At 56.6% G+C, this 19,294-nt stretch carries 8 protein-coding genes; all 8 read right to left on the reverse strand.

The genetic code is table 11. The features are described 5' to 3' along the window. Window positions 1-36: 36 nt before the first annotated feature. Entirely contained in the window at window positions 37-657 is a 621-nt protein-coding gene (locus NQ495_RS07875; RefSeq protein ID WP_009133494.1) for a TetR/AcrR family transcriptional regulator, read from the reverse strand. A gap of 188 nt (window positions 658-845) precedes the next feature. Continuing rightward, window positions 846-3,776 carry a glycosyl hydrolase gene (locus tag NQ495_RS07880; RefSeq protein WP_009133493.1) on the reverse strand — a complete coding sequence of 977 codons (2,931 nt, stop codon included), beginning with the start codon at window positions 3,774-3,776 and terminating at the stop codon, window positions 846-848. Between the two features lie 5 nt (window positions 3,777-3,781). Beyond that, window positions 3,782-7,105 (reverse strand): DUF5107 domain-containing protein, encoded by a 3,324-nt coding sequence (locus tag NQ495_RS07885; protein ID WP_009133492.1) that lies wholly within the window; start codon window positions 7,103-7,105, stop codon window positions 3,782-3,784. Window positions 7,106-7,291: 186 nt separating this feature from the next. Next, window positions 7,292-9,883: a glycoside hydrolase domain-containing protein gene (locus NQ495_RS07890; protein ID WP_009133491.1), complete on the reverse strand. Its 2,592-nt coding sequence runs from the start codon at window positions 9,881-9,883 to the stop codon at window positions 7,292-7,294. Window positions 9,884-10,050: 167 nt separating this feature from the next. Beyond that, window positions 10,051-12,171, reverse strand: a complete 2,121-nt coding sequence (locus tag NQ495_RS07895) for a right-handed parallel beta-helix repeat-containing protein (protein ID WP_259801036.1) — start codon at window positions 12,169-12,171, stop codon at window positions 10,051-10,053. A gap of 122 nt (window positions 12,172-12,293) precedes the next feature. Next, complete coding sequence (locus tag NQ495_RS07900) at window positions 12,294-13,970, reverse strand: glycoside hydrolase family 10 protein (RefSeq protein WP_009133489.1); 1,677 nt, start codon at window positions 13,968-13,970, stop codon at window positions 12,294-12,296. A 164-nt stretch (window positions 13,971-14,134) separates the two neighbouring features. Further along, window positions 14,135-15,781, reverse strand: coding sequence for a RagB/SusD family nutrient uptake outer membrane protein (locus NQ495_RS07905; RefSeq protein WP_009133488.1), 1,647 nt, complete (start codon window positions 15,779-15,781; stop codon window positions 14,135-14,137). 13 nt (window positions 15,782-15,794) lie between these two features. Then, complete coding sequence (locus tag NQ495_RS07910) at window positions 15,795-19,229, reverse strand: SusC/RagA family TonB-linked outer membrane protein (protein WP_232208890.1); 3,435 nt, start codon at window positions 19,227-19,229, stop codon at window positions 15,795-15,797. Window positions 19,230-19,294: the final 65 nt, after the last annotated feature.

The raw sequence follows: 19,294 nt of genomic DNA on the forward strand, positions 1-19,294 counted from the left end.
TATTTCAGGTGCGAAAGGTCGGTTTTTTTGTACACACTAAGGTCTGAGGCTGTTGATTATTAGTTTTACGTTCTCTTCCTTGCGCCGGGCGATCAGTTTTTGTACCTCTTCGGGAGGCAGTGGCATCACCTCTTCGAGAATGGGGCGCAGCAGTTGCGGCAGCACGTTCAGCGACAGTACTGTAAGAATCAAGTCTAGGACGGTGATCGGCCGTACTTCGCCTTGGGCGATCGCTTCCTCCAGTTCTTCGTTTACTTTACGGATGATGCTTGCCGGATATTCGCCGATGCTTTTGTGCAGGGCTTTGATTCGCTGCGGATTCGTAGTGATTTCGTTGATGATCAGGAACGGAATCTTCGGGTTTTGGGCAATGATATCGAAATGCGCTTCAATCTTTCGTGTGAGTTTTTCGAGGAAAGTTCCCGGTTTTTCGTCGATGCTGAAGAAAGCACCGGCGAAAATTTTGATCTTTTCCTCGAAAATACGGATGAACAATTGCTCTTTGGTGCGGAAGTAATAGTGCACGAGAGCCTGGTTACAGCCGGCTTCACGTGCGATTTCGGTGGTCGAGGTGAGTGCGAATCCTTTGTCGAGAAAGAGCCTTTCGGCCGTTTCGAGGATGATGCTTTCCATCGATTGTTCCCGTGTCTGTTCCATATTTGTCCCCCATTTTTGGATTAATAGGTATGTTTAATAAGTCTATTAATACACCGCAAATGTAACGAATATTTTTAAACTGCAAAATATTTGCAGGGAAATATGGAAAAATTAAAAAATCCCGGACCTCATATCGAGGGTCCGGGATTTTGCATCATTCTTTATCTGTTCGTATCCGCACATAACGGTCAGAACAACCGTACCGGGCCGCCGAGTCCGAGCGGCAGGTAAGGTTGCCGTTGGGTCCATTGTTGTGCCGTAGCATTGTCCTTCAACGATTTGCAGTAGTTGCCGAGTACAGTCGTGACACGTACGGTAACGGTGTTTTTACCCGGAAGCAGTTTGCCGCCGATGTCGAATATCCGTTCGCCGTACCATTTGATGCCGGCCGACTGTCCATTTATAAGCAGTTCCGTAACGCCGTTGTACGTATTTCCGGCATCGAGTCGTGTCATTTGTTGCGGATCGTCGATGTTTACCGCGATCGTGTAATCGATCACTCCGGCGAAGTGGCGTAGTTCGGGCATCGGCAGCGTATTGAAATCGACCAGGCTGTCGAGCGTGAGCGTACTCTTCTCCCCGGTTACGGCATGCGTCATCGTGACATTCCAGAGTCCGTCGAGCGTCTTTACCGGTGTACCGCTGCACGGGCCCGGGGCCGAAACATCTATGGTTTCCGCATTCGGATCATCGATCCGTACCTCTTCGAACACCAGCAGTTTGGATTCCTCGGGACCGAAGCGCATCGTCAGCTCCTTGCCGTTCCATCCGGCGATCCGGCTGCGGGTTCCAGTCTCCGGATCCCAGAGCCAGGCGGTTTTGTTTTGCAGTTCCGGGAGCGCAAAATCCAGTCGCAGCGTCCGTTCGTTCCGGGCATCGTAATTGACCAGGAAAAAGATATCCCGGTTGCCGTGTTTGTAATAGTTCTGGCTGAACAGTTGCGACGGGCGGTCGATTCCAACATAGGGGGTGATTCGTTGCTGCCGTTGCAGGTTCCGGTACCAGTCGAGCACGGATGCCGTGCTGTCGGGGGCCGCGACGGTGGTGAACCGTTGCGGATAACGCGCCTTGATCCGGGCGACGGTGGCCTGTACGCGGCGGTCGTTCGCTGCCGCATTTTGCAGGCCGACGCTTTGGTGCGGTTCCGTTCCGATACAGATCGCCTTGCCGCCGGCAGCGACAAACTTTTCCAGCGCTTCGGCCGCTTCGGGCCGGATACTCTCAACATCCATCAACAGGATCGTCTTGTAGGCGCGCGGGCCGTAGCGCAGTTCGCCGTTACGCGACCGGCCTTCGGTAAGGATTTTTTCGCTGATGTAGTCGCAGCCGTGTCCGTTCTGGTGCACCGCTTCCCACATCGTATTGGCGTACGTGGGGTAGGTGAGCTGCGGGAACGGATCGCGTTGCGAACCGAATTTCGACCACATATCTTCGACCGGCGGCAGGATCGCCACGTCGGCCTGCTGTTCGCTGTTCTGCAGCACGACCGAGAGGCGCGCCTTGTAGTCCATCCAGTGGCGTAGGTACGGCCACCACGGGTTGCGCTCGCTGAAATAGGTGCCGTAGCGCAGCCAGCCGGGGAACGGCGCCTCCTTGGGCGAGTAATTGAAGCCGTGGAAGATCGAGTGATTTACACCCGACAGGTTGCTCAGATCGCCCGTCAGTTTCAGTTTTTCGAGCGTCGCGTTGAAAACCCATCCGGTATTGGTGATCTCCTCGCAGCTCACGTTCGGATTGCCTGCGAGGTGGGCGGCCGACGATACGAACTTGTTGACCATCGTGTAACCGCGGCCCGCCATCGAATTGTCGGGAAAACTGGTGCCGTGGTGGTGCCCGAACCAGGTTTCGCATTCCGGGATGTCGATGTACATGCTCGATTCGAGCGTGTGCAACCCGCGGCCGTAAGCCTGTACGCGGGAGAGCATGCCGTTGCGGTGGCACCATTTGTTATAGGGGATGGTAAATGCTTCGTGGAACAATTCGCGTTGGGTCAGGTCGAAGTCGTTGCGGACCCGGTTAATCACCTCCTCCTGTACTTCGGGCGAAAATTCAGAGCCGTACTTTTCCTTGACCGGATTGCCCATTTCACCTACCTTGAAAATCAGGTAGGGCAGGTAAGGTTCGAGCGAGTAGCCCCGCCGGCGCTTGAATTCGGCGAGCATGTTTTTGTCCCAGTTGGCCCCTTCGAGTTCGAAGCTGTCGGTGAAGGCGGCCCGCAGGTTGCTGCCGCCCATCCTGCCCAGCTTCGTGTTCATCCGGTCGGACATCCGGTTCAGGAACTGTTCGACGGCTACGCGGTCGAAGTGGTTCAATACGGGGCCTTTGGCGCCCGGAGCACCGAGGATTACACTCATATAGCCGGTCAGTTTGACGAAACAATAAAGCACATGGTCGCCCGGCGGGACGTCGATCGTGATGGAGTGGCGTCCGGTCAGCGAATCGTAACGGATTCCTTCGGTGAAAGCGTCGATCTTTTTGGGCATCAGCCGCAGGTAGAGCAGCTCTTTTTGAGAGTCGCCGTATACCGAATGTATTTTGGGATTGACCCGCCGCAGGATTTCATCCCGGTCGATCGTGAATCTTTCTCCGCCTTTGAGGTCGATCGTCTCGATGGTGAGCATCTGCAACTGCTGGTCGCGCGTGAGGAACTCCGCTCCGTAAGGCCAACCCGACCCGACGATGATATCGGCTACCATACCGCGTTTGTGGCACCCTTCGATCGCGGTTTGCACCATGTCGAGCCACGGATCGCTGAGCCACGGCAATGCCGGGCAGCCGAGCGTATCGCCGCCCGGGAATGCGATGGTGTTGATCTCGACGCCGCCGATGCCCGCCTTATACATCAGGTCGAGTTCGCGTTCGATTTCGGCTTTGGTCTGGCGTCCCCCGTTCCACCACCACCGGACATAAGGCCGGTATTTGGTCTCCGGGTTTTTAAAGATTTCGTACAAGCCGGGCTGTGAAGTGGCTTTTCCTTTTGGGGATGCGGTTGTCCCGGCAGTTTTTGATTTTGTGCTTCCGGCAGTCTTTGCCGTGGCGGTGCCGGCAACGCCGGTGCCTGCAAGCAGTCCGGTACAGCAAAACAGTACAGTGAGGGAGCGTGACAGTCTGTTTTTCATTTCGGTCAGGGTTTTGTTTCGGGTTTCAGTAGGTTTTGGTGTCGCATCAACAATAGAAAGTCGCGGTCGTCGAAAAGGATTTCGTAAGGCAGCGGATTCAGTACCTCGTTCGGTTCCTGCTCGATGCGTTCGGCGGCGTTCCAATCGCCCCGGTATACGGCGTCGCACCAACGGGCTGATTTCTTGTCCGGAGCGCTGTGCAACCATTCGGCCATCAGCCGGTCACCTTTTTCGACCTGTCCCGCTTCACGCAGCATCAGTGCCGACAGCAGGTCTGCGGCCCGGTAGGGTTTATAGCCGGGTGTTTCGATCCGTGCCGCGATCCGGCTGGCAGCCGCCTCACCGTTGCGGTGCATTTGTAGCAGGCAGTACCGTTCGAGGAAATCCTCGACCCGTTCGTCGACCAGGTCGTCGTACGGTTTGCCGACGCCCATGTTCTCGGGCCAGAGGCGCGCCTGGGCAATGGCGTCGAGGGCCTTGCGGAATTGTTTCGCTCCGATCAGCGCGCAGGCGTAATCGAGGTTCGTTTCCCGCCACAGGTTGCGTCCTTCCTGCGCTCCTTCGTTCGGCAGCACGTCCAGGCTGCGCATCAGCGCTATGCTTTGCTGAAAAGCGCCTTGTGCGGCAAGGACTTTCGCCAGTTTCATGCCGGCGGTGTAGTCGCTCTTATCCACGGACAGCCGCCGGGTCAGGTATTTTTGTGCTTCGGCCCATTGGTTGCGGCCCGTATAGTGGTCGGCCAGCAACCATGTGGTGTGCGGATCGTCGGGCGCGATCCGGAAAGCCTCGAGCAGATCCGATTCGGCTCGGGAGGAGTCACTTTGCAGCGAGGCCCGCAGGGCGAAATAGGGATAAAAATCGATTTTCGCAGAATCGCCTTTGGGATGGTTCAGCAATTCGAGCGCCTCGTCGCGGTGACCGTCCTGCATTTTACAAAGCGCGAGGTAGTAGTTACCCTGCCACGACGGGAGCGTGTCGGCCAGCCAAGAGAACAGGTCGTATTCCGATCTGCGGAACGGAAAAACGAGAGAGGGGCGGGTCGCGGCAATCTTCGTCAGCAGCCGTTCGACTTCATCGTTGTGTCCGTTAAAATTCTGGAGGCACATCCAAAGCCACGCTTGCCAGCAGAGGATTTTAGGATGTTCCGGCGCGGCGGCCAGCAGGGTCAGCGCATCCCGCCAGCGGCCGGCCCGGTAGTAGAAGTCGGCGATGTGCAGGTAGCTCTCTGCAGCGAACGAGTTGCGGATTCCGTCGGTGAAAGCCTTTTTGTCCGCCTCGCGTCCGCTCAGCAGGTAGCGTTCCCACGCGGCGAAGTGGTTCAGCGGGTCGATCTGTTGCAGGCGGTCGAGCGAGGTTTGCGGAGCGGTTCCGGACGGGGCGGATGTACGGGATATGGAGGTCGTATCGGTTGTTGACGCATTCGCTACGGAGCGCTCCCTTTCGATCCGGTCCAGCAGCACTTCGAGTTGCAACGCCGTCAGGTTGCGGGGATTGTATTCGAGGGCGCGCCGGGCGTAGTGGCGTGCTTTCGGATAAACCTGCTGTTCGCTGATCCACAGCCGTGCCATTTCGGTGCAGGCTGCCTCGCGGTATTCGGTCGATTGCGAGGCCAGCGCGAAACCTTCCATGGCGTTGGCGGGATCGAACTCTTCAGCGGCCCGCAGGCCCCACAGGTAGTTCGCCGCACCATCGTAAGTGTCGATCGCCAGCGCCCGGGCACACAGTTCGAGGGCTTCGCCCGATTCGTGCCGTTGGAAACAAATGCCTGCAAGGCGCACCAGCGCCGGCTGGTAATTCGGATCTTTGGCAAGCGCTTCGCGGTATTTGTCTGCTGCGGCGGAGAGGAAAAACTGCCGTTCGAACTCACGGCCTTGCAGATAAAGCCCGTAGACCGACCCGTGGTCGAAGTTTTCGGGCAGCCGTTGCGGCCGCATCAGCGGCGTGTCGTGGAGTTCGAAACAGTAGAGGTTGCGTCCGTCGAGGTATAAATCGAGAAAATCCGGAACCTCCTGCACACCGAGTGGCAGCGAAAGGGTATCGGTGGGATCCAGCTCCAGCTGGCTGCGCAAGATCTCTTTGTTTCCGTCCGATGTCACCAGCAGTTCGCCGCTGACGGGAGCGATCGCATAGATTTTCAGCGTTTGCTGGCCGTTTCCCGGTACGATGTTGAATGCCAGTTCATCGGTCGCATAGAGAATACCGTCCGTGCCTCGTACCGGAAACCACCGTTCGCTCCACGCGTTCGTGACATAGGGCGACAGTGCGCCGTGTTTGAACGGCGTGCGGTAACTGGTGCCGATACTCTGGTTCAGCAGGCGTCCCGACTGTACCTCGGAGTACTGTCCGTCGGAATCGGTGAGCAGCTTCTCCCAGATCATGCCGTAGGGGGAGAGTCCCCATATCCATATTTTCTTGCCCGGCTTATCGGCGTATTCCGCCGTGTGGCCGAATCCGAACCCGTCGTCGTGCCAGTAGCCGCCCCAGAAGTCCGTGTATTCGCCCGTGACATGGTATGATTTATAGTGGCCGTGGTTGTTTTCTTCGTAACGGTTTAACCGGTAATCGGGATAACCCGTCGGCCAATGGCGGCTCGTGCCGTCGTGTTCGAGGTAGCGGACGCCCGGAAAGGAGTATTCGAGGTTGCCGGCCGTCTTGATTCCGGCGTTCATCCACTGGTAGGCCGGGCGGTCCCATCCCGATCCATTGAACCACAGCACGTCGGTCTCGAAGAGAGCCTTGTCGGGCGGCAGCGTTATGCGAACGCGCCAGTCGGTGCCCAATGCAAGGTCGGTTCCTCCAACCGTGCAACTGACGCTGCCGTCGGCATTTTCCGCAATTGCGTAATCGACCCGGTCCGAGCACCACGGCGAGTGGCCGATGATGCCGAAATTCATCTCGATTCCGCCCGAAGTCCACGGCCCGCGCATTGCCACGTCGCGAAACTTCACCACATGGTTGAAGTAGATGAATTCGCGTCCGGTCCGCTTGTCTACGGCACCCCATATCTTGCCCCCCACACCGGGCATGATCCACAGTTTGATGTAGTCGTTCTCCATTTCGACCATCTCCCATTTCTGCATGCGGCCTTCGGCCGTGTAACCGTCGTAACGGTGGTACGGGTAAATGCGTCCGAAATCGGGAACCTCCTTGGGGGCGGAGTAGGGGTAGGTGAGCATTTCTCGTTCGACCACCCGGACCGACGAACGGCCGGGTGCCGGAGTCGTCGTATTTCGGCCGGGTGTTTGTCCGTTGCCGGTTGTGCCGTGGCAAAGCGGCGCACAGAGGCAGAGTGAAGCGCCGAACAAAGGTAAAAGAAGAGATCTGGACATGGTGGAGCGGATATATGTAGTGAGCGGATGTTTAACGGTTGCAGCATCAGAGCCGGGCGGTTCGTAAACCCGTAATCCCGGAAAATAGGAAGTCCGTTTTGCCGGATTTTTTATCGTCAAGTTGGCGGGTTCCCTATCATAAAAAAGTCCCGGAGCAGGGAGGCTCCGGGACTGGGTTTAGGTTTTCTATTTCAGGATGACAATATGCCCTTTGGTCGCCGGAATCTCGATCTCCCCGTTCAGGTCGATCTCTCCGGCCGGTTGCAACTCGTCGATCTCCGGCAGGTAGACCTGCGTCGGACGGAACCCGAGTTTCTTCTCATCGATGCGGATGCGGCACTTTTGCGCATTGTCGTTGTCCCAATTGGCCATCGACAGCATGGCCGAATGACCGGGCCGCAGGTAGGTCGTTACCGGGATCAGTTCGTTGTCGCTGCGGACCGGATTGCGGTCGTCCCAGTAGCCGTACATCTTCGCCTGGTCGATCCCGAAAGCGTCGAGCGCGCGCCACATCGGAACCGGGTTGCCGCTCCAGGGCAGGCGCGGCAGCATGCCGAACACCATGCCGCGGAAAACGTTGTGCGCGTCGAGCATCTCGCTCATCAGCCCGAACGGAATCCCGGACATTTCGACAAGCCAGAAATCACGCTTGTTGTAGTCGCGGAACAGTTCGCCGATCCAGAGCCGGTCGACGTAGGGCAGGCGGTCCAACGAGAGGTTGATGGAGTTCGCATAGCCGCCGTAAGGGTTCATGTGGTTCCATGTGTGCTGGTCTACCAGGCGGCGTTTGCCGTCCGCGTCGAAAATACGGCGTGCCCGGCGCATCGTCTCCCCGTCGAACGAACTGTCGTCGATGTAGACACCGTCGATGCCCATGTTTTTGATCATCCAGTTCAGTCCTTCGAGGTAATAGTTGTTCCAGCGCGACTCGGGATCGGTGATGACCGCGACATCGAGCTGACCCTTGTATTTGCCCTGTTCGAAGCCCGCATACCAGGCCGGAATATAGTTCTTGCGCATGTTATGGATGAGCCATGGTCTCGGACCGTTCGGATAGACGATCGTTCGGGTATCGTTACCGGGCCCGTCTTTGATGATCTCGTGGCCAAGGCTGCGGAGCATCCAGAATTCGGGGGTTTTGACCGTCAGCTCACGGCAGGTGTAATAGAGGCGTACTTTCAGGTCGTTCGCATGCGCTTTCGCGATGAAGGCTTTCATATCGGGCACGACCTCGTCTACCATCGGATAGTTGATGTAGGGATAGATGTCCGCTTTGTGGTGTACGTTGATCCATTTCGCTCCGGCTTTCAGCGCCCGGGGAATGAATCCGCCGCTCGTGTCGGCGTTCAGGTGGTAGGGACGGTCGGCGAAATGAGCTTTCAGGTCGATCGGTTTGACCGGCGTTACGAGCAGGTCGAAATCGAAATCGAGCTTTTCGCCCGTTTTGAGCGTTCTCTCTCCGCTGTATGCGTTCACCTGTGTGGCATTTGCCTGTTCGGTGATATTGATTCCTCCTTTATTGTCGTTACCCCACGAATGCGGGTACCGGATGCGTCCGAACTCGTAATAGATATTCACGAGCGGGCGTTTGTAGTTGCTGTCCTTGAAAACGACCTGCATACCCGCGTTGACATTACCCAGCCAGATGCGGTCCTGCTGTTTGATCGTATCCCATTTCCAGTCGATCGTCGAATCGGGGCGTGCGCCGCCTTTCACACCGAGGCCCATGATGTATTTCGATGCGTAGTGCGTATAATCGAATACCGTACGGATATCTTTGACCTGGACATCGCGCAGTGCGGTCACTTTCAACTGGTAGTTGATCGTTCCGTCGAACAGCATTTTTGCAAGGCATTCCGCTTCTACGTCCGAACCTTTGAGCAGAACTTTCCACTCCAGTGTGGCCGGGGTCTGTTTGAGGAACTCGATTTTTGACGGCTTCAGTTTCTCGGTTCCCTTCGAAGTTTCGACCACGAAAGCAACCGGCTTGGCGAGCACTTCGTTCGAGATGCTGCGGTCGAGTTGGTTCGCCTGGTCGTAATTCGTCACGATGCTGGCGGGGAGTCCATCGGCCGAGAGCTTTACGGTACCGCCGAGATAGCTGATTGTCTCTCCGTCGCGTTTAAGCGGAGTATAGGGTGCCGTAGGTGTTTCGGCGAAACCGATCGTCGAGTTGAGCCAGGTCATACGGCTTTTGCGCCAGCTTTCGTCGCGGCCGCCGTTCTCGAGCACCGGTCCTCCTACGTTGAGCGTGATGTCGATCATCGTCGGTTCGGCGCCGTCCACTTCCAGCACCGCCTTGCCGCGGTAGGTTCCCGATGCGGTTTTCGGAATGTCGATCCCGCTCCAGAGTACCTGGATAAGGCCTTTGGGGATGTTGATCGTGTTCGTGAACGGTTTCCCGTGTTGATTGATGCCGCCCATGTTGAAGCATTGCATCGCCGCCGCACTGATCTTATCGCCTGCCGCATTGGTCAGGTCGCCGAAAACTAACCGTATGTTGTCGAGCTTCTTGTAAGGCGCATAGACGCCCAGCTGCCACGGATAGTATTCTCCCGGTTGTGCCGAAGCTACCAGTACGTTGCGTTGTGAAACGGGGCGCTCGGCCCAGATTACCGGTAGCGAATCGTATTGGCGGATCTCCTTGTCACGCAGCTCGGCAAAGCAGAAATAACCTGCGGCGGGCTTCTCCTTGAGCAGTTTTTCCAACTGTACCGGGGTTACCAGCGTCAATTCGGTCGAGTCGATAAATTTTGCGTCCCGGTGCAGCTCGGCCATCGGGTCGACACGCAACTCCTGATCCTGAGGGGGGGGCGCCGATAACCGGGACAGCCATTGCCGGAGCGAGGCAAAGGCCCAGTACGAAAATGAAAAATGGTTTGATCTTCATAAGGTTAATTTCTTATTGATGGGTTCTTACCGGGAAAGTCTTGTTACAGTGTTATCTATTGTTTGGGTTGCACTTTTCCGTCGCAGCACGGCCGTGGCCCGACCTGTGACAGGTCGATCTGGCGGAAGCCCAGCTTCAGTGCCGGCGAACCCGGTTTCAGCCGGAAATCGAACCTGCCGGGATCGACGAACATCGGGTCGGCATAGATCGAGTGGTGGTCCTTGCCTTCGGCGAGCCACTGCTCCCATGTGCGGCCGCTGAAATCGACCGCCGCGCGGGGCTTGTCCGGATTGTAGAAAATATTCCAGTCGCTTACGAATGTAACGCTCGTATCGCGCGGTTGCGTATAGGGATTCACATATATTTTGTACGGTTCGTCCTGCCACTTGTATTCGTCGGCCAGCAACCGGCCCTGGGTCCAGTAGATGATATTTCCCTCGAAATAGACGGTCGTGTGCGGATCCCGCTTCGAGCGCGAAAGTTGCTGGAGCCGTCCCAAGGCAAATATGTTGTTGCGCACGACGAGGTCTTTCGCGTAGTGGATGTTGAACGTGCCGAACTTGGTATGGTAGACGATGTTGTTCTCGATCAGGATCGAAGTCGATCCCTCGTCGGTGTAGATGCCCCAACCTCCGTAACGGTTCGCGTTCACGTCGTGCACGAGGTTGTTGCTGATCACGGTACCGGGTGAGAGGCCCAGCGTGTAGATGCCGCCCATGTCCGAAAGCAGGTTGTTGTACCCGATATCGTGGATGTGGTTCTGCTCGATCCGGTTGCCGCGTGCCGCGCTGCGCAGGTAGCTCCACGACCAACCCACCGAAATGCCCGTGTAATCGCCGTGGTGGATCAGGTTGTGTGCAACCGTGTTGCAGTCGCTGTGCATCACCAGGACGCCGACGGCCGACGGATAGGTCAGGCCGTAGTAGCCGATCGTGTTGTCGCTGATCGTGTTGTTGCCGGTGCGCAGGGCCGGGTTGCCGCCCGGTTCCACGCCGCGCAGCCGGAAACCTCCCGCTGCGATCTGTTCGAGCGTGTTGCAGGTGAACCGGTTGAACGTGCAGCCGTCGAACAGTTCGAAACCGAACGTTCCGAGGTTGCGCAGCGAGCAGCGGTCGAACGAGCAGTTGCGTGCGCCTGAAAGGTTCACACAGGCGCTGACGCTTGCGCTGCCCTGTGCATTGTTGCAGTCTCCCCACGGCAGGTTGAAATTCGAATAGGCGAGTCCGAGTCCTTCGAAATTGAGGTATTCGACGAATTTCCCGTTCAACGGGTCTCCTTTGATCGAGATCAGTTCTTCGGTCGCCGGGGCGATTACTTCGGCGGAAGCCATATCTTCTCCGGAGAGCGGCATGTAGAACAGCCGCCCCGTGGAGCGTTCGAGCACCCATTCTCCGGGCAGGTCGAGCGCTTCGTAGATATTTTCGACCACATAGCGCGCTAGGTCGCCCTCGAAACCGTCGCGGAACACCTTACCCGACGGGTAGCCGAACGAGATGACGTTGCGTTTGCCGTCGATAGCCTTGATCGGCAGGTGGGTATCGGTCCAATAGTGGTAGATGATCGCTTCTCCGTTTTCGGGATGCTTCCATTTCGGATCCAGGTCGCCGGTATTGAATACGAACGAATCGCTCGCGACTTGATAGCTGCGCTGGCTGGTGGTGGTATCGGTCGTCGCTTTGATTTCGAACACTCCCTGGTTCGGGGTACGGGCCCGGCCCCGAAGATTCCCGTTCACGTAAAGCTGGCGGAACCACCATTCTCCCGCTTGCACTTCCGGCAGCGTGGCTACCCAGATGTTGCCTTTGTAACGTTTCCATCCCGTAACCTTTCGGCCGCCGCTCAGCAGGGCTTTCTCACCTTGTGCGGCTTTGTAGGTGATCGGACAGGTTTCGGTACCCGAATCTTCCGGCGTAAATTTCAGCGCTTCGCTGATCGGATAGACTCCTTCGCTCAGGTATACGGTGACCGGTTCGGTCAGCGGTCCGCGCTGTTTGAGTTCGCGGACAGCTTGCTGTGCACGCTGGACGGTCAAAAAAGGCTGTGCAGGCGAGGTCCCGTTCTGGGCATCGCTGCCGGAAGGAGCCACATAGAAACGGATTTCGGCGCGGGCTACCGGACTTGCCAGCATGAGCAGCAAAGCTGCGGTGATCAGGGCAAATTTGGAGTTGGATCGCATGTTCGGGTCAAAATACATTTAATTCGGTATGCCGCGAGCGGCATGCCTGATTGTATTATTTTTATGGAATTACGGCTTGTCCGGTTCGGAAAATTGAACGCAGACAAGCCGTATTTAAAGAATTAAAAGTAGCCGTTCGTTTCGACATCCCCGTATTTGAGCGCCACTTCGACGCGCTGAACGACGAAATAGTTGTCGAGGGTTTTATCGACCATCCGGATCATATTGTCTCCTTTGCGGATCGATCCGGCGGGAAGAATGAACGCATACATCTGTTCGCCGTCGCGCATCCCGCGGTCGCGGTTATACAGCTTCACGTACTCCGGTTTCTGTTCGGTCACTTCGATACCGTTCACTTCGAGCCAGAATTTAGCCGGTCGGTCGGTGCGCAGGAACAGGATCATCTCCTGCGGTACGATTTCCTGGGTGTCGTCGGCAATAAAGAGGGGCAATACGGTCTCGCGGCCGTTGCTTACCGCTGCGGGCAGCGGAGCGATGCCCAGCGCACGGTATGCATCGGTTACACCGTCCGACATGCAGTAGATCTTGTTGCGTCCTTTGAGCGTTTCGAGCGAACCGAGTTCGTTGAGCAGCTCCGGAGTCCGTGCGCGCGTTACCTGGCCGCCCTCTTCCAACAACGGGATGCCGGCTATTTTTCTGTCGCTGATTTCGCCGAAATAGTAATTGAAGAGGTATACGCCGTCCGCGCCTTGTCCGAGGATGTGCGAAGCCATACCGCGGTACATGCCGTCCGAGTAGAATTCACGCGGCAGGTATCCGCCGTCGTCGATCGATGCGTAGAGCGGAATGTCGTCGTATCCGAAATCCTTGCGGAATTTCGCCACCGGAATACCCGTGTCTCCGCGCCAGTGTACGCCGATGGTGATAAAATCGATCAGTCCCTCTTTGGCCCACTGCTTCACGTCGAGACCCTTTCCCAGCGCGCCTTCTACCGTAACGGGGACACGTACCGCCAGCAGGATCTTGTGACCGCGAACTTCGGAGAGCGAGTCGATCGTCCGTTTCACTTCACGCACCATGTCGGTGATCAGCGGGGCTTTCTCTTTGCCTTCGCCGCTTTTGAACAGCACGATAAAGCGCATGAAATCGAGCTCGTAACCGTCGATCATGTCGTATTTTTCGAGTTGCTCCTTAATCAGGTTCAGCTTGTGCTGCCGTACTTCCGGATAACTGAAATCGAGAGCCTGTGCACTGTGCCATCCCTGGGTCGAATCACCGGTCCAGTATTCGGGATGTTCGATCCAGAAATCGGGGAACGTAGCCGGATTGCCCGATGACGAATCGGCAAAGTGCAGGTCATTGACGCGGTAAGTGATAAACGCCTCCATACCGTGCATTTTCGCGCGCTCGAGCGAAGCCTTGATCACGTCGGTTCCCTCGGCCTCGAGATTGCGGACGCTCTGTCCGCCCAGTTGCCACACTTTTTTCGTCGCACTGTCGGCATAAGGCATCGTGCCGTTCTTGTCGTCCCCGAAGTAACGGCCGTATTTGGAAGAGGGGTAGTAGATGAAATCGCTGCCGGAACACATCATAAATGTGGTCACTTGTGTGCGGCCTTTCGATGTTTCGGCGACCATATCCACATAGCGGTCGATGTCGGCTTTGTGGGCCGGATGTCCTCCGAACCAACGGTTCAGCAGCGCGTCGCTGCCGTCGTTGTTGTGGATGAACCGGTGGCGGGAAGGTTGATCTTTTGCTGTTTTGTTGCAACTGGTCACGGTCAGTGCCAACATCCCGCACAGCGGGAACAGCAGACGGCTTGCGAAGTCTCTTTTCATATTCAGATGTTTGGATGCGATTGGAGTTAGTTTGGCAAACAAAGTTAGTAAAACATTTGAAATATCAGCGAAACATGCTGCAAAGGCCGTTTGGGACGGATATAAAAAATCAGGGCAGAACCGCAAGTTTCTGCCCTGAAGGAAAGTTAGATTAATCAGCGAGATCAAGGATTCTGTACAACCAGCGGGTTGTAGTTGATCTCGTTTTCCGGAATCTTACAAACCATCCCGCTGACAGGGAAGGTAAGCGTAGTTGCGTTCGGATGGTAATCCTTGTTGCGGTTGATCGGAATGTTCCAACGCTTGTTGTTGTAGAACTCACGGCCTTCGCCCCACATCTCGATGCGGTACTGCAGTTTGATCATCTCCCACAGGTCGCCGCCGCCGTTGTAGTTGGAAGCATCTTTCGCACCGTCGGTACGGGCGCTGATCAGTTTGTTCAGCGTGGTTGCCGCATCGCCGGTGGCTCCGCTGCGGTACTGGGCCTCGGCGAGCATCAGGTAAGCTTCCGAAGCGCGCATCACATACTGGCCGACCTGGTCTACCGTGCTGCTGCTGAGCGCTTCGCCTGCTTTGCCGGCAATGCCGTAAGTGTTGGCCCATTTGAAGTTCACCCAGGCAGGTACGTTTGCACGCGTTCCGTTGGGCGGATAGGCGTAGCTGCCGTAAGCGGTCGTTGCGAACAGGTTTTTGCGGTAATCGTCGTCGTCCATCTTGTTGTAGAGGGACTGGTCGATGGCGCTGAACAGTCCGCCGCCGCCTTTACCGAACGGGTTCATCCAGATACAGGTCGGTTCGATGTTGCTGCTACCCACGCTCTGAACAGCAGCCTGGGCATAAGGCCAGCCCATGATTACCTCCGGGTTGTTGGTTACATCGAGGAAGTAGTTGCCGGATGCCGGAATGCTGATCGGATTCTGCAGGTTGCCGGTCTTGCTTCCCTGCCAGCCGTAGTTGGCTTTCGGGATGAATTTCGTGTACTGCGCTACGAGTTCGTTGCCGGCGGTAATGGCGGTCGTCCAATCGCCTGCGCACAGCGCTACCCGCAGCAGGTTGAAGTTGCAGACGCCCAGGTCGATATCGGTGATATCGTTGGTATAGCCTACCTCTGCCTCCTTCATCAGCGTTACGGCCTCCTTCGACCATTTCAGGATCGAATCGTAGGTTTCCGCTGCCGAAGCGCGGGCCTTGTACGGTTGCTGGGGATCGAAAGAGGTGTAGAGCATCATACCCAGTTTGTTGTCGTAGTTGGCCTGTCCGTCGAGCATGTAGGCCTGCTGGAAGTTCTCCATCAGGTAGTTGTAGAAATACGCCCGCGTAACCAGACCCATTGCCCGGTACTGTTTCAGCTTTTTGTTGTCGCCTACGGTCGACATGGGGAGGTTGTCCAGCAATTTGTTCGCTGCGGTGATGTTGTCCCAGCACAGGTACCAGTAGGGAGGAACTTTGTCGTCATGTTCGCCGAATACGGTGATGAGGTTGTATTCCGCCATCCCCCAGACACTGCCGCTGAGGTCCGTACCCATCGCAGCGATGTCGTTGGCTTCGAGGTTACGCATGCAGGCGACATCGGCATAGTTGTAGTAACGCGTGTCGGCACTACCCATGTCGCGGATGTCCTTTTCGTGGAACAGGGGCACCATACCGGCGGCGACACTGCTCATGATCGCTTCCGCCTTTTCCGGATCGCTTTTCAGCAGCTCCTGGATCTGGTCGTTCGTAATCCGGTTGGGGGGCGCGATATTCAGTTTTTCATAACACGAAGTGGTCGCGAATCCCACCAACGCAAGCGCTATTAAATACTTTTTCATACTGTTTGAGGTTTTAGAAAGTTACGTTAACACCCAGGGACATGGTACGCATGTAGGGATAGGCATAGGCACCTACTTCGTAACCGCCGACCAGCGACATGCGCGGGTCGATGCCGGCATGCTGGGTCCACATCCACACGTTGTCGGCCGAAGCGTAAACGCGGATGCCGCCGATGCCGATCTTGTCCATCCATTTCTGCGGCAGGTTGTAGCCGAGGGTCAGGTTCTTCACGTTCAGATACGAGGCGCTGAACAGCGACATGTCGGTATACATCCAGCTGCCGATTTCGGCACCGTTGGTGTAAGTGGTTCCGTACATCTGCATCGGGAATTTGGCTCCGGTGTTGTCCGGGGTCCAGGTATTGCCTTTCATTTCAGCGGAAAGTGCGCCGGCTAGTTTCTGGTTGTTATAAAGGTTGAGTGCGTATTCGTTGCTGAAGAACTTACCGCCGCACTGGAATGCGAACGTAGCCGCGAAGTCGAGGTCTTTCCAACGGAACGAGGTGCTGAAGCCGCCGATGAACTTCGGAGTGGCCGAGCCGAACTCCTGGCGGGTAGCCAGCGAGTAGTCGGTCGTATAGACTACATTGCCCTCCTTGATGTCACCGTAAACGTGCGACGCCTTTTGCAGCTTGTCGATGTTGGACGAAGAGACGGTGGAAGCGAACAGCGGAAGACCGGAAGCCTGGTCTACGCCGCCGTATTTGAACAGGTACATGTTGTACAGGTCCTTGCCTTTGCCGCGCAGGTAGACGATGTTTCCAACAGCTCCGCCGCCGCCTTTACTCCAGGCATCGACTCCTGCCGTCCAACCCCCGTTCAAAGCTTCGGTTCCGATTCCTTCGGGGACACCGATGATTTTGTTGGTGTAGTGCGTGCCGTTTACAGAGAACGACCAGAGGATATCCGGGGTCTTGATGATGTCTACGCCCAATTCGATTTCGATACCCTGGTTGCGCATCTTCGCGTTGTTGCGGTCGATCGAAGGCTGGCCGAGACTGATGGCGATCGGTTGAGCCCAGATCATGTCGTCGACGGTGATGTTGTAGTAGTCGATCGTACCGTAGAAGCGATCCCACAGGCGGAAGTCGAGGCCGATGTCGAAGGTCTTTTTCTTCTCCCAGGTCAGGCCGGAGTTTACGTAGTTGCCGAGACCCAACGTGATGTTGGCCGGAACGACGTTGGTCCCGCTGTAAGTATATCCGTTGGCCCCGTAGCTCCAGGTCTGATAGCCCGAGTAGCGGTCCACACCATTCTGGTTACCCATTATACCGTAGTCGGCGCGCAGTTTCAAGTCTGTCAGCCAGGTCGCATCGGCCAGCCAGGATTCGCCCGAAAGACGCCATGCGCCGCCTACGGACCAGAAGGTGCCCCAGCGGGTGTCGTTGTACCGGAATTTCGAAGAACCGTCGGTACGAACCGATGCCGTTACGTAGTATTTGTTATCGTAGTTGTAGTTCGCCCGCATGAAGTAGCCTTCGAGAGCTTCCTCATCGATACCGCCTCCGATGCCGCTGAAAGTGGCGCCGCCGTTCAGTGCGAGGAAGTTCGTGAATGCCTGGAAGTCGGGAATGATCGAACTTTGCGTCTTGTAGTTCAGGCTGTAACCGCGGTTCCAGTTGAACTCGTGCCCGATCATGGCGTCCACGTGGTGCTTGCCGTAATCGTGGGCCCAGTTCAGGGTCTGCTGCGTGTTGATGTTGTTGTATTCGTTGTAGTTCTGGCCCCATGCGCCGCCGGTCGATACGGCACTGCCGGTTACGGGGTTCCAGTAGCGGCTGCGCATCGCAAAGGTCTGGTCGGTCGAAAGGTTGGCCTGGAATGTGAAGTCTTTGAGGAACTTGGCTTCCACATAACCGCGGATGTTGATGTCGTTCGAGATCGTCTCGTCCTTGTCGTGGTTCAGGATGTAATCCAGATTTGCGGTCGAGGTGGGACCGCCGGTCGGACCGACTACCGATCCGTTCTGTTCCGCTGCAGAGGTGTATTGTTTGTTGCCTGCGGCATCCAGGATGTAGGAGCCGTCGGCGTTGCGTTGGAAGAGCGGAATCAGGGCGCTCTGACCGTTCACCCACCGGAATACGTTGGCGACGGCGCTGCCCGGGTTACGGCCGTAGCGCGTTGCCGGGGACTGTACGGCCCGGCGGCTGTAAGCCATGTTGATACCGGCCTTCAGCCATTTGGTGATCTGCGAGTTGATGTTGCTGCGGACGTTGTAGCGGTTGAACTGCGATCCCTGAATGTAAGAGGGGTCTTCCAGGTAACCGGCCGAGATGAAATAGTCGGTCTTGTCGGTGGCGCCGCTGACAGAAACGTTGTACTCCTGGCGGAAACGGTTCTGCAGGAAATGGCCGTCCCAGGGATCCCAGTAAAGCAATTCAGCGTTCGGGTTGAGTTTGCCGGTCATCGGATCGATCAGGTAAGCACCCGTCATCGTCGAACTGGCCGACGAACCGCTGCCGGTAGAGATGTATTTTGCCCCCGGAACGTTGTAGAGCATATAGTTGCCCAAAGAGTTTTGTGCAAACCCTGAGGTTTTGCCCAGAGCCGGTGCGTCGAACAGGTGCTGGCTGGCGAAGAGGGCCGCCTCTTCGTGGCTCATGTTCGGGTTCTTTACGTTGGTCGTGAAGTCCTTGCCGCCGTAAAAACGGGCCGTGTTGTAGATCGACTGCCATGCCCATTCGTACAGACTGGCCGGATCGTCGATCTTTTCATACGTGAACGGTCCCTGCTGGTTGATGCCCCAGCGGCCTTCGAAAGTCACTTTGGCGCGCCCCTGCTGGCCTTTCTTGGTCGTTACCATCACGACGCCGTTGGCGCCGCGCGAACCCCACAGGGCGGTCGAAGCGGCATCTTTCAATACCGTGATCGATTCGATATCTTTCGGGTTCAACGAGGAAAGCGCGTTCGAGTTCGTGTTAGGCACACCGTCGATCACGATCAGTGCGTCCGAGTTGTTCTGGGTCCCGGAACCGATACCGCGGACACGGATACCCATGTCGACACCGGGCTGTCCGTCGATCGAAGCCACCTGCAAACCGGGGATTGCGCCCTCGAGTGCACGCGACAGCGTCGAGTTGGATTGTGAGCTGATCAGTTTCGAGTCGATCGAGCTGACGGCACCGGTCAGGTCTTTTTTCTTGGCGGTACCGAAAGCCTGTACAACGACTTCGTCCAATGCCGTGGCATCGTCCTCGAGGGTGACGTTGATGGTGGAGCTGGTACTCGCGGTAGCCGTCACGGACTTCGTACCCAGGAAAGAGAATTTGATTTTGCTTCCTTGGTTGGCTTTGATGGTGTAGTCACCGTCCAAGCCCGTCGAAGTACCTACGGTGGTACCCACCACTTCCACGCTGGCGCCGATGATCGGTTGCCCGTCACTGCCCTTCACCACGCCGGAGTAAGTCCGCTCCTGCGCCTGAACCAGCGTCATGCTTAACACTGCCATACACAGCGTTAAAAACAATCGTAGAGTTCCTTTCATAATTAATTGTTTAAGGTTAATAAAAAGGT

Source organism: Alistipes indistinctus YIT 12060 (genome assembly GCF_025144995.1).
GTDB classification, from domain to species: domain Bacteria; phylum Bacteroidota; class Bacteroidia; order Bacteroidales; family Rikenellaceae; genus Alistipes_A; species Alistipes_A indistinctus.

Coding starts and splice junctions, on each gene's coding strand:
- NQ495_RS07875 (WP_009133494.1), bottom strand. CDS start 657: ATGGAACAGACACGGGAACAATCGATGGAAAGCATCATCCTCGAAACG.
- NQ495_RS07880 (WP_009133493.1), bottom strand. CDS start 3,776: ATGAAAAACAGACTGTCACGCTCCCTCACTGTACTGTTTTGCTGTACC.
- NQ495_RS07885 (WP_009133492.1), bottom strand. CDS start 7,105: ATGTCCAGATCTCTTCTTTTACCTTTGTTCGGCGCTTCACTCTGCCTC.
- NQ495_RS07890 (WP_009133491.1), bottom strand. CDS start 9,883: ATGGCCGAGCTGCACCGGGACGCAAAATTTATCGACTCGACCGAATTG.
- NQ495_RS07895 (WP_259801036.1), bottom strand. CDS start 12,171: ATGCGATCCAACTCCAAATTTGCCCTGATCACCGCAGCTTTGCTGCTC.
- NQ495_RS07900 (WP_009133489.1), bottom strand. CDS start 13,970: ATGAAAAGAGACTTCGCAAGCCGTCTGCTGTTCCCGCTGTGCGGGATG.
- NQ495_RS07905 (WP_009133488.1), bottom strand. CDS start 15,781: ATGAAAAAGTATTTAATAGCGCTTGCGTTGGTGGGATTCGCGACCACT.
- NQ495_RS07910 (WP_232208890.1), bottom strand. CDS start 19,229: ATGGCAGTGTTAAGCATGACGCTGGTTCAGGCGCAGGAGCGGACTTAC.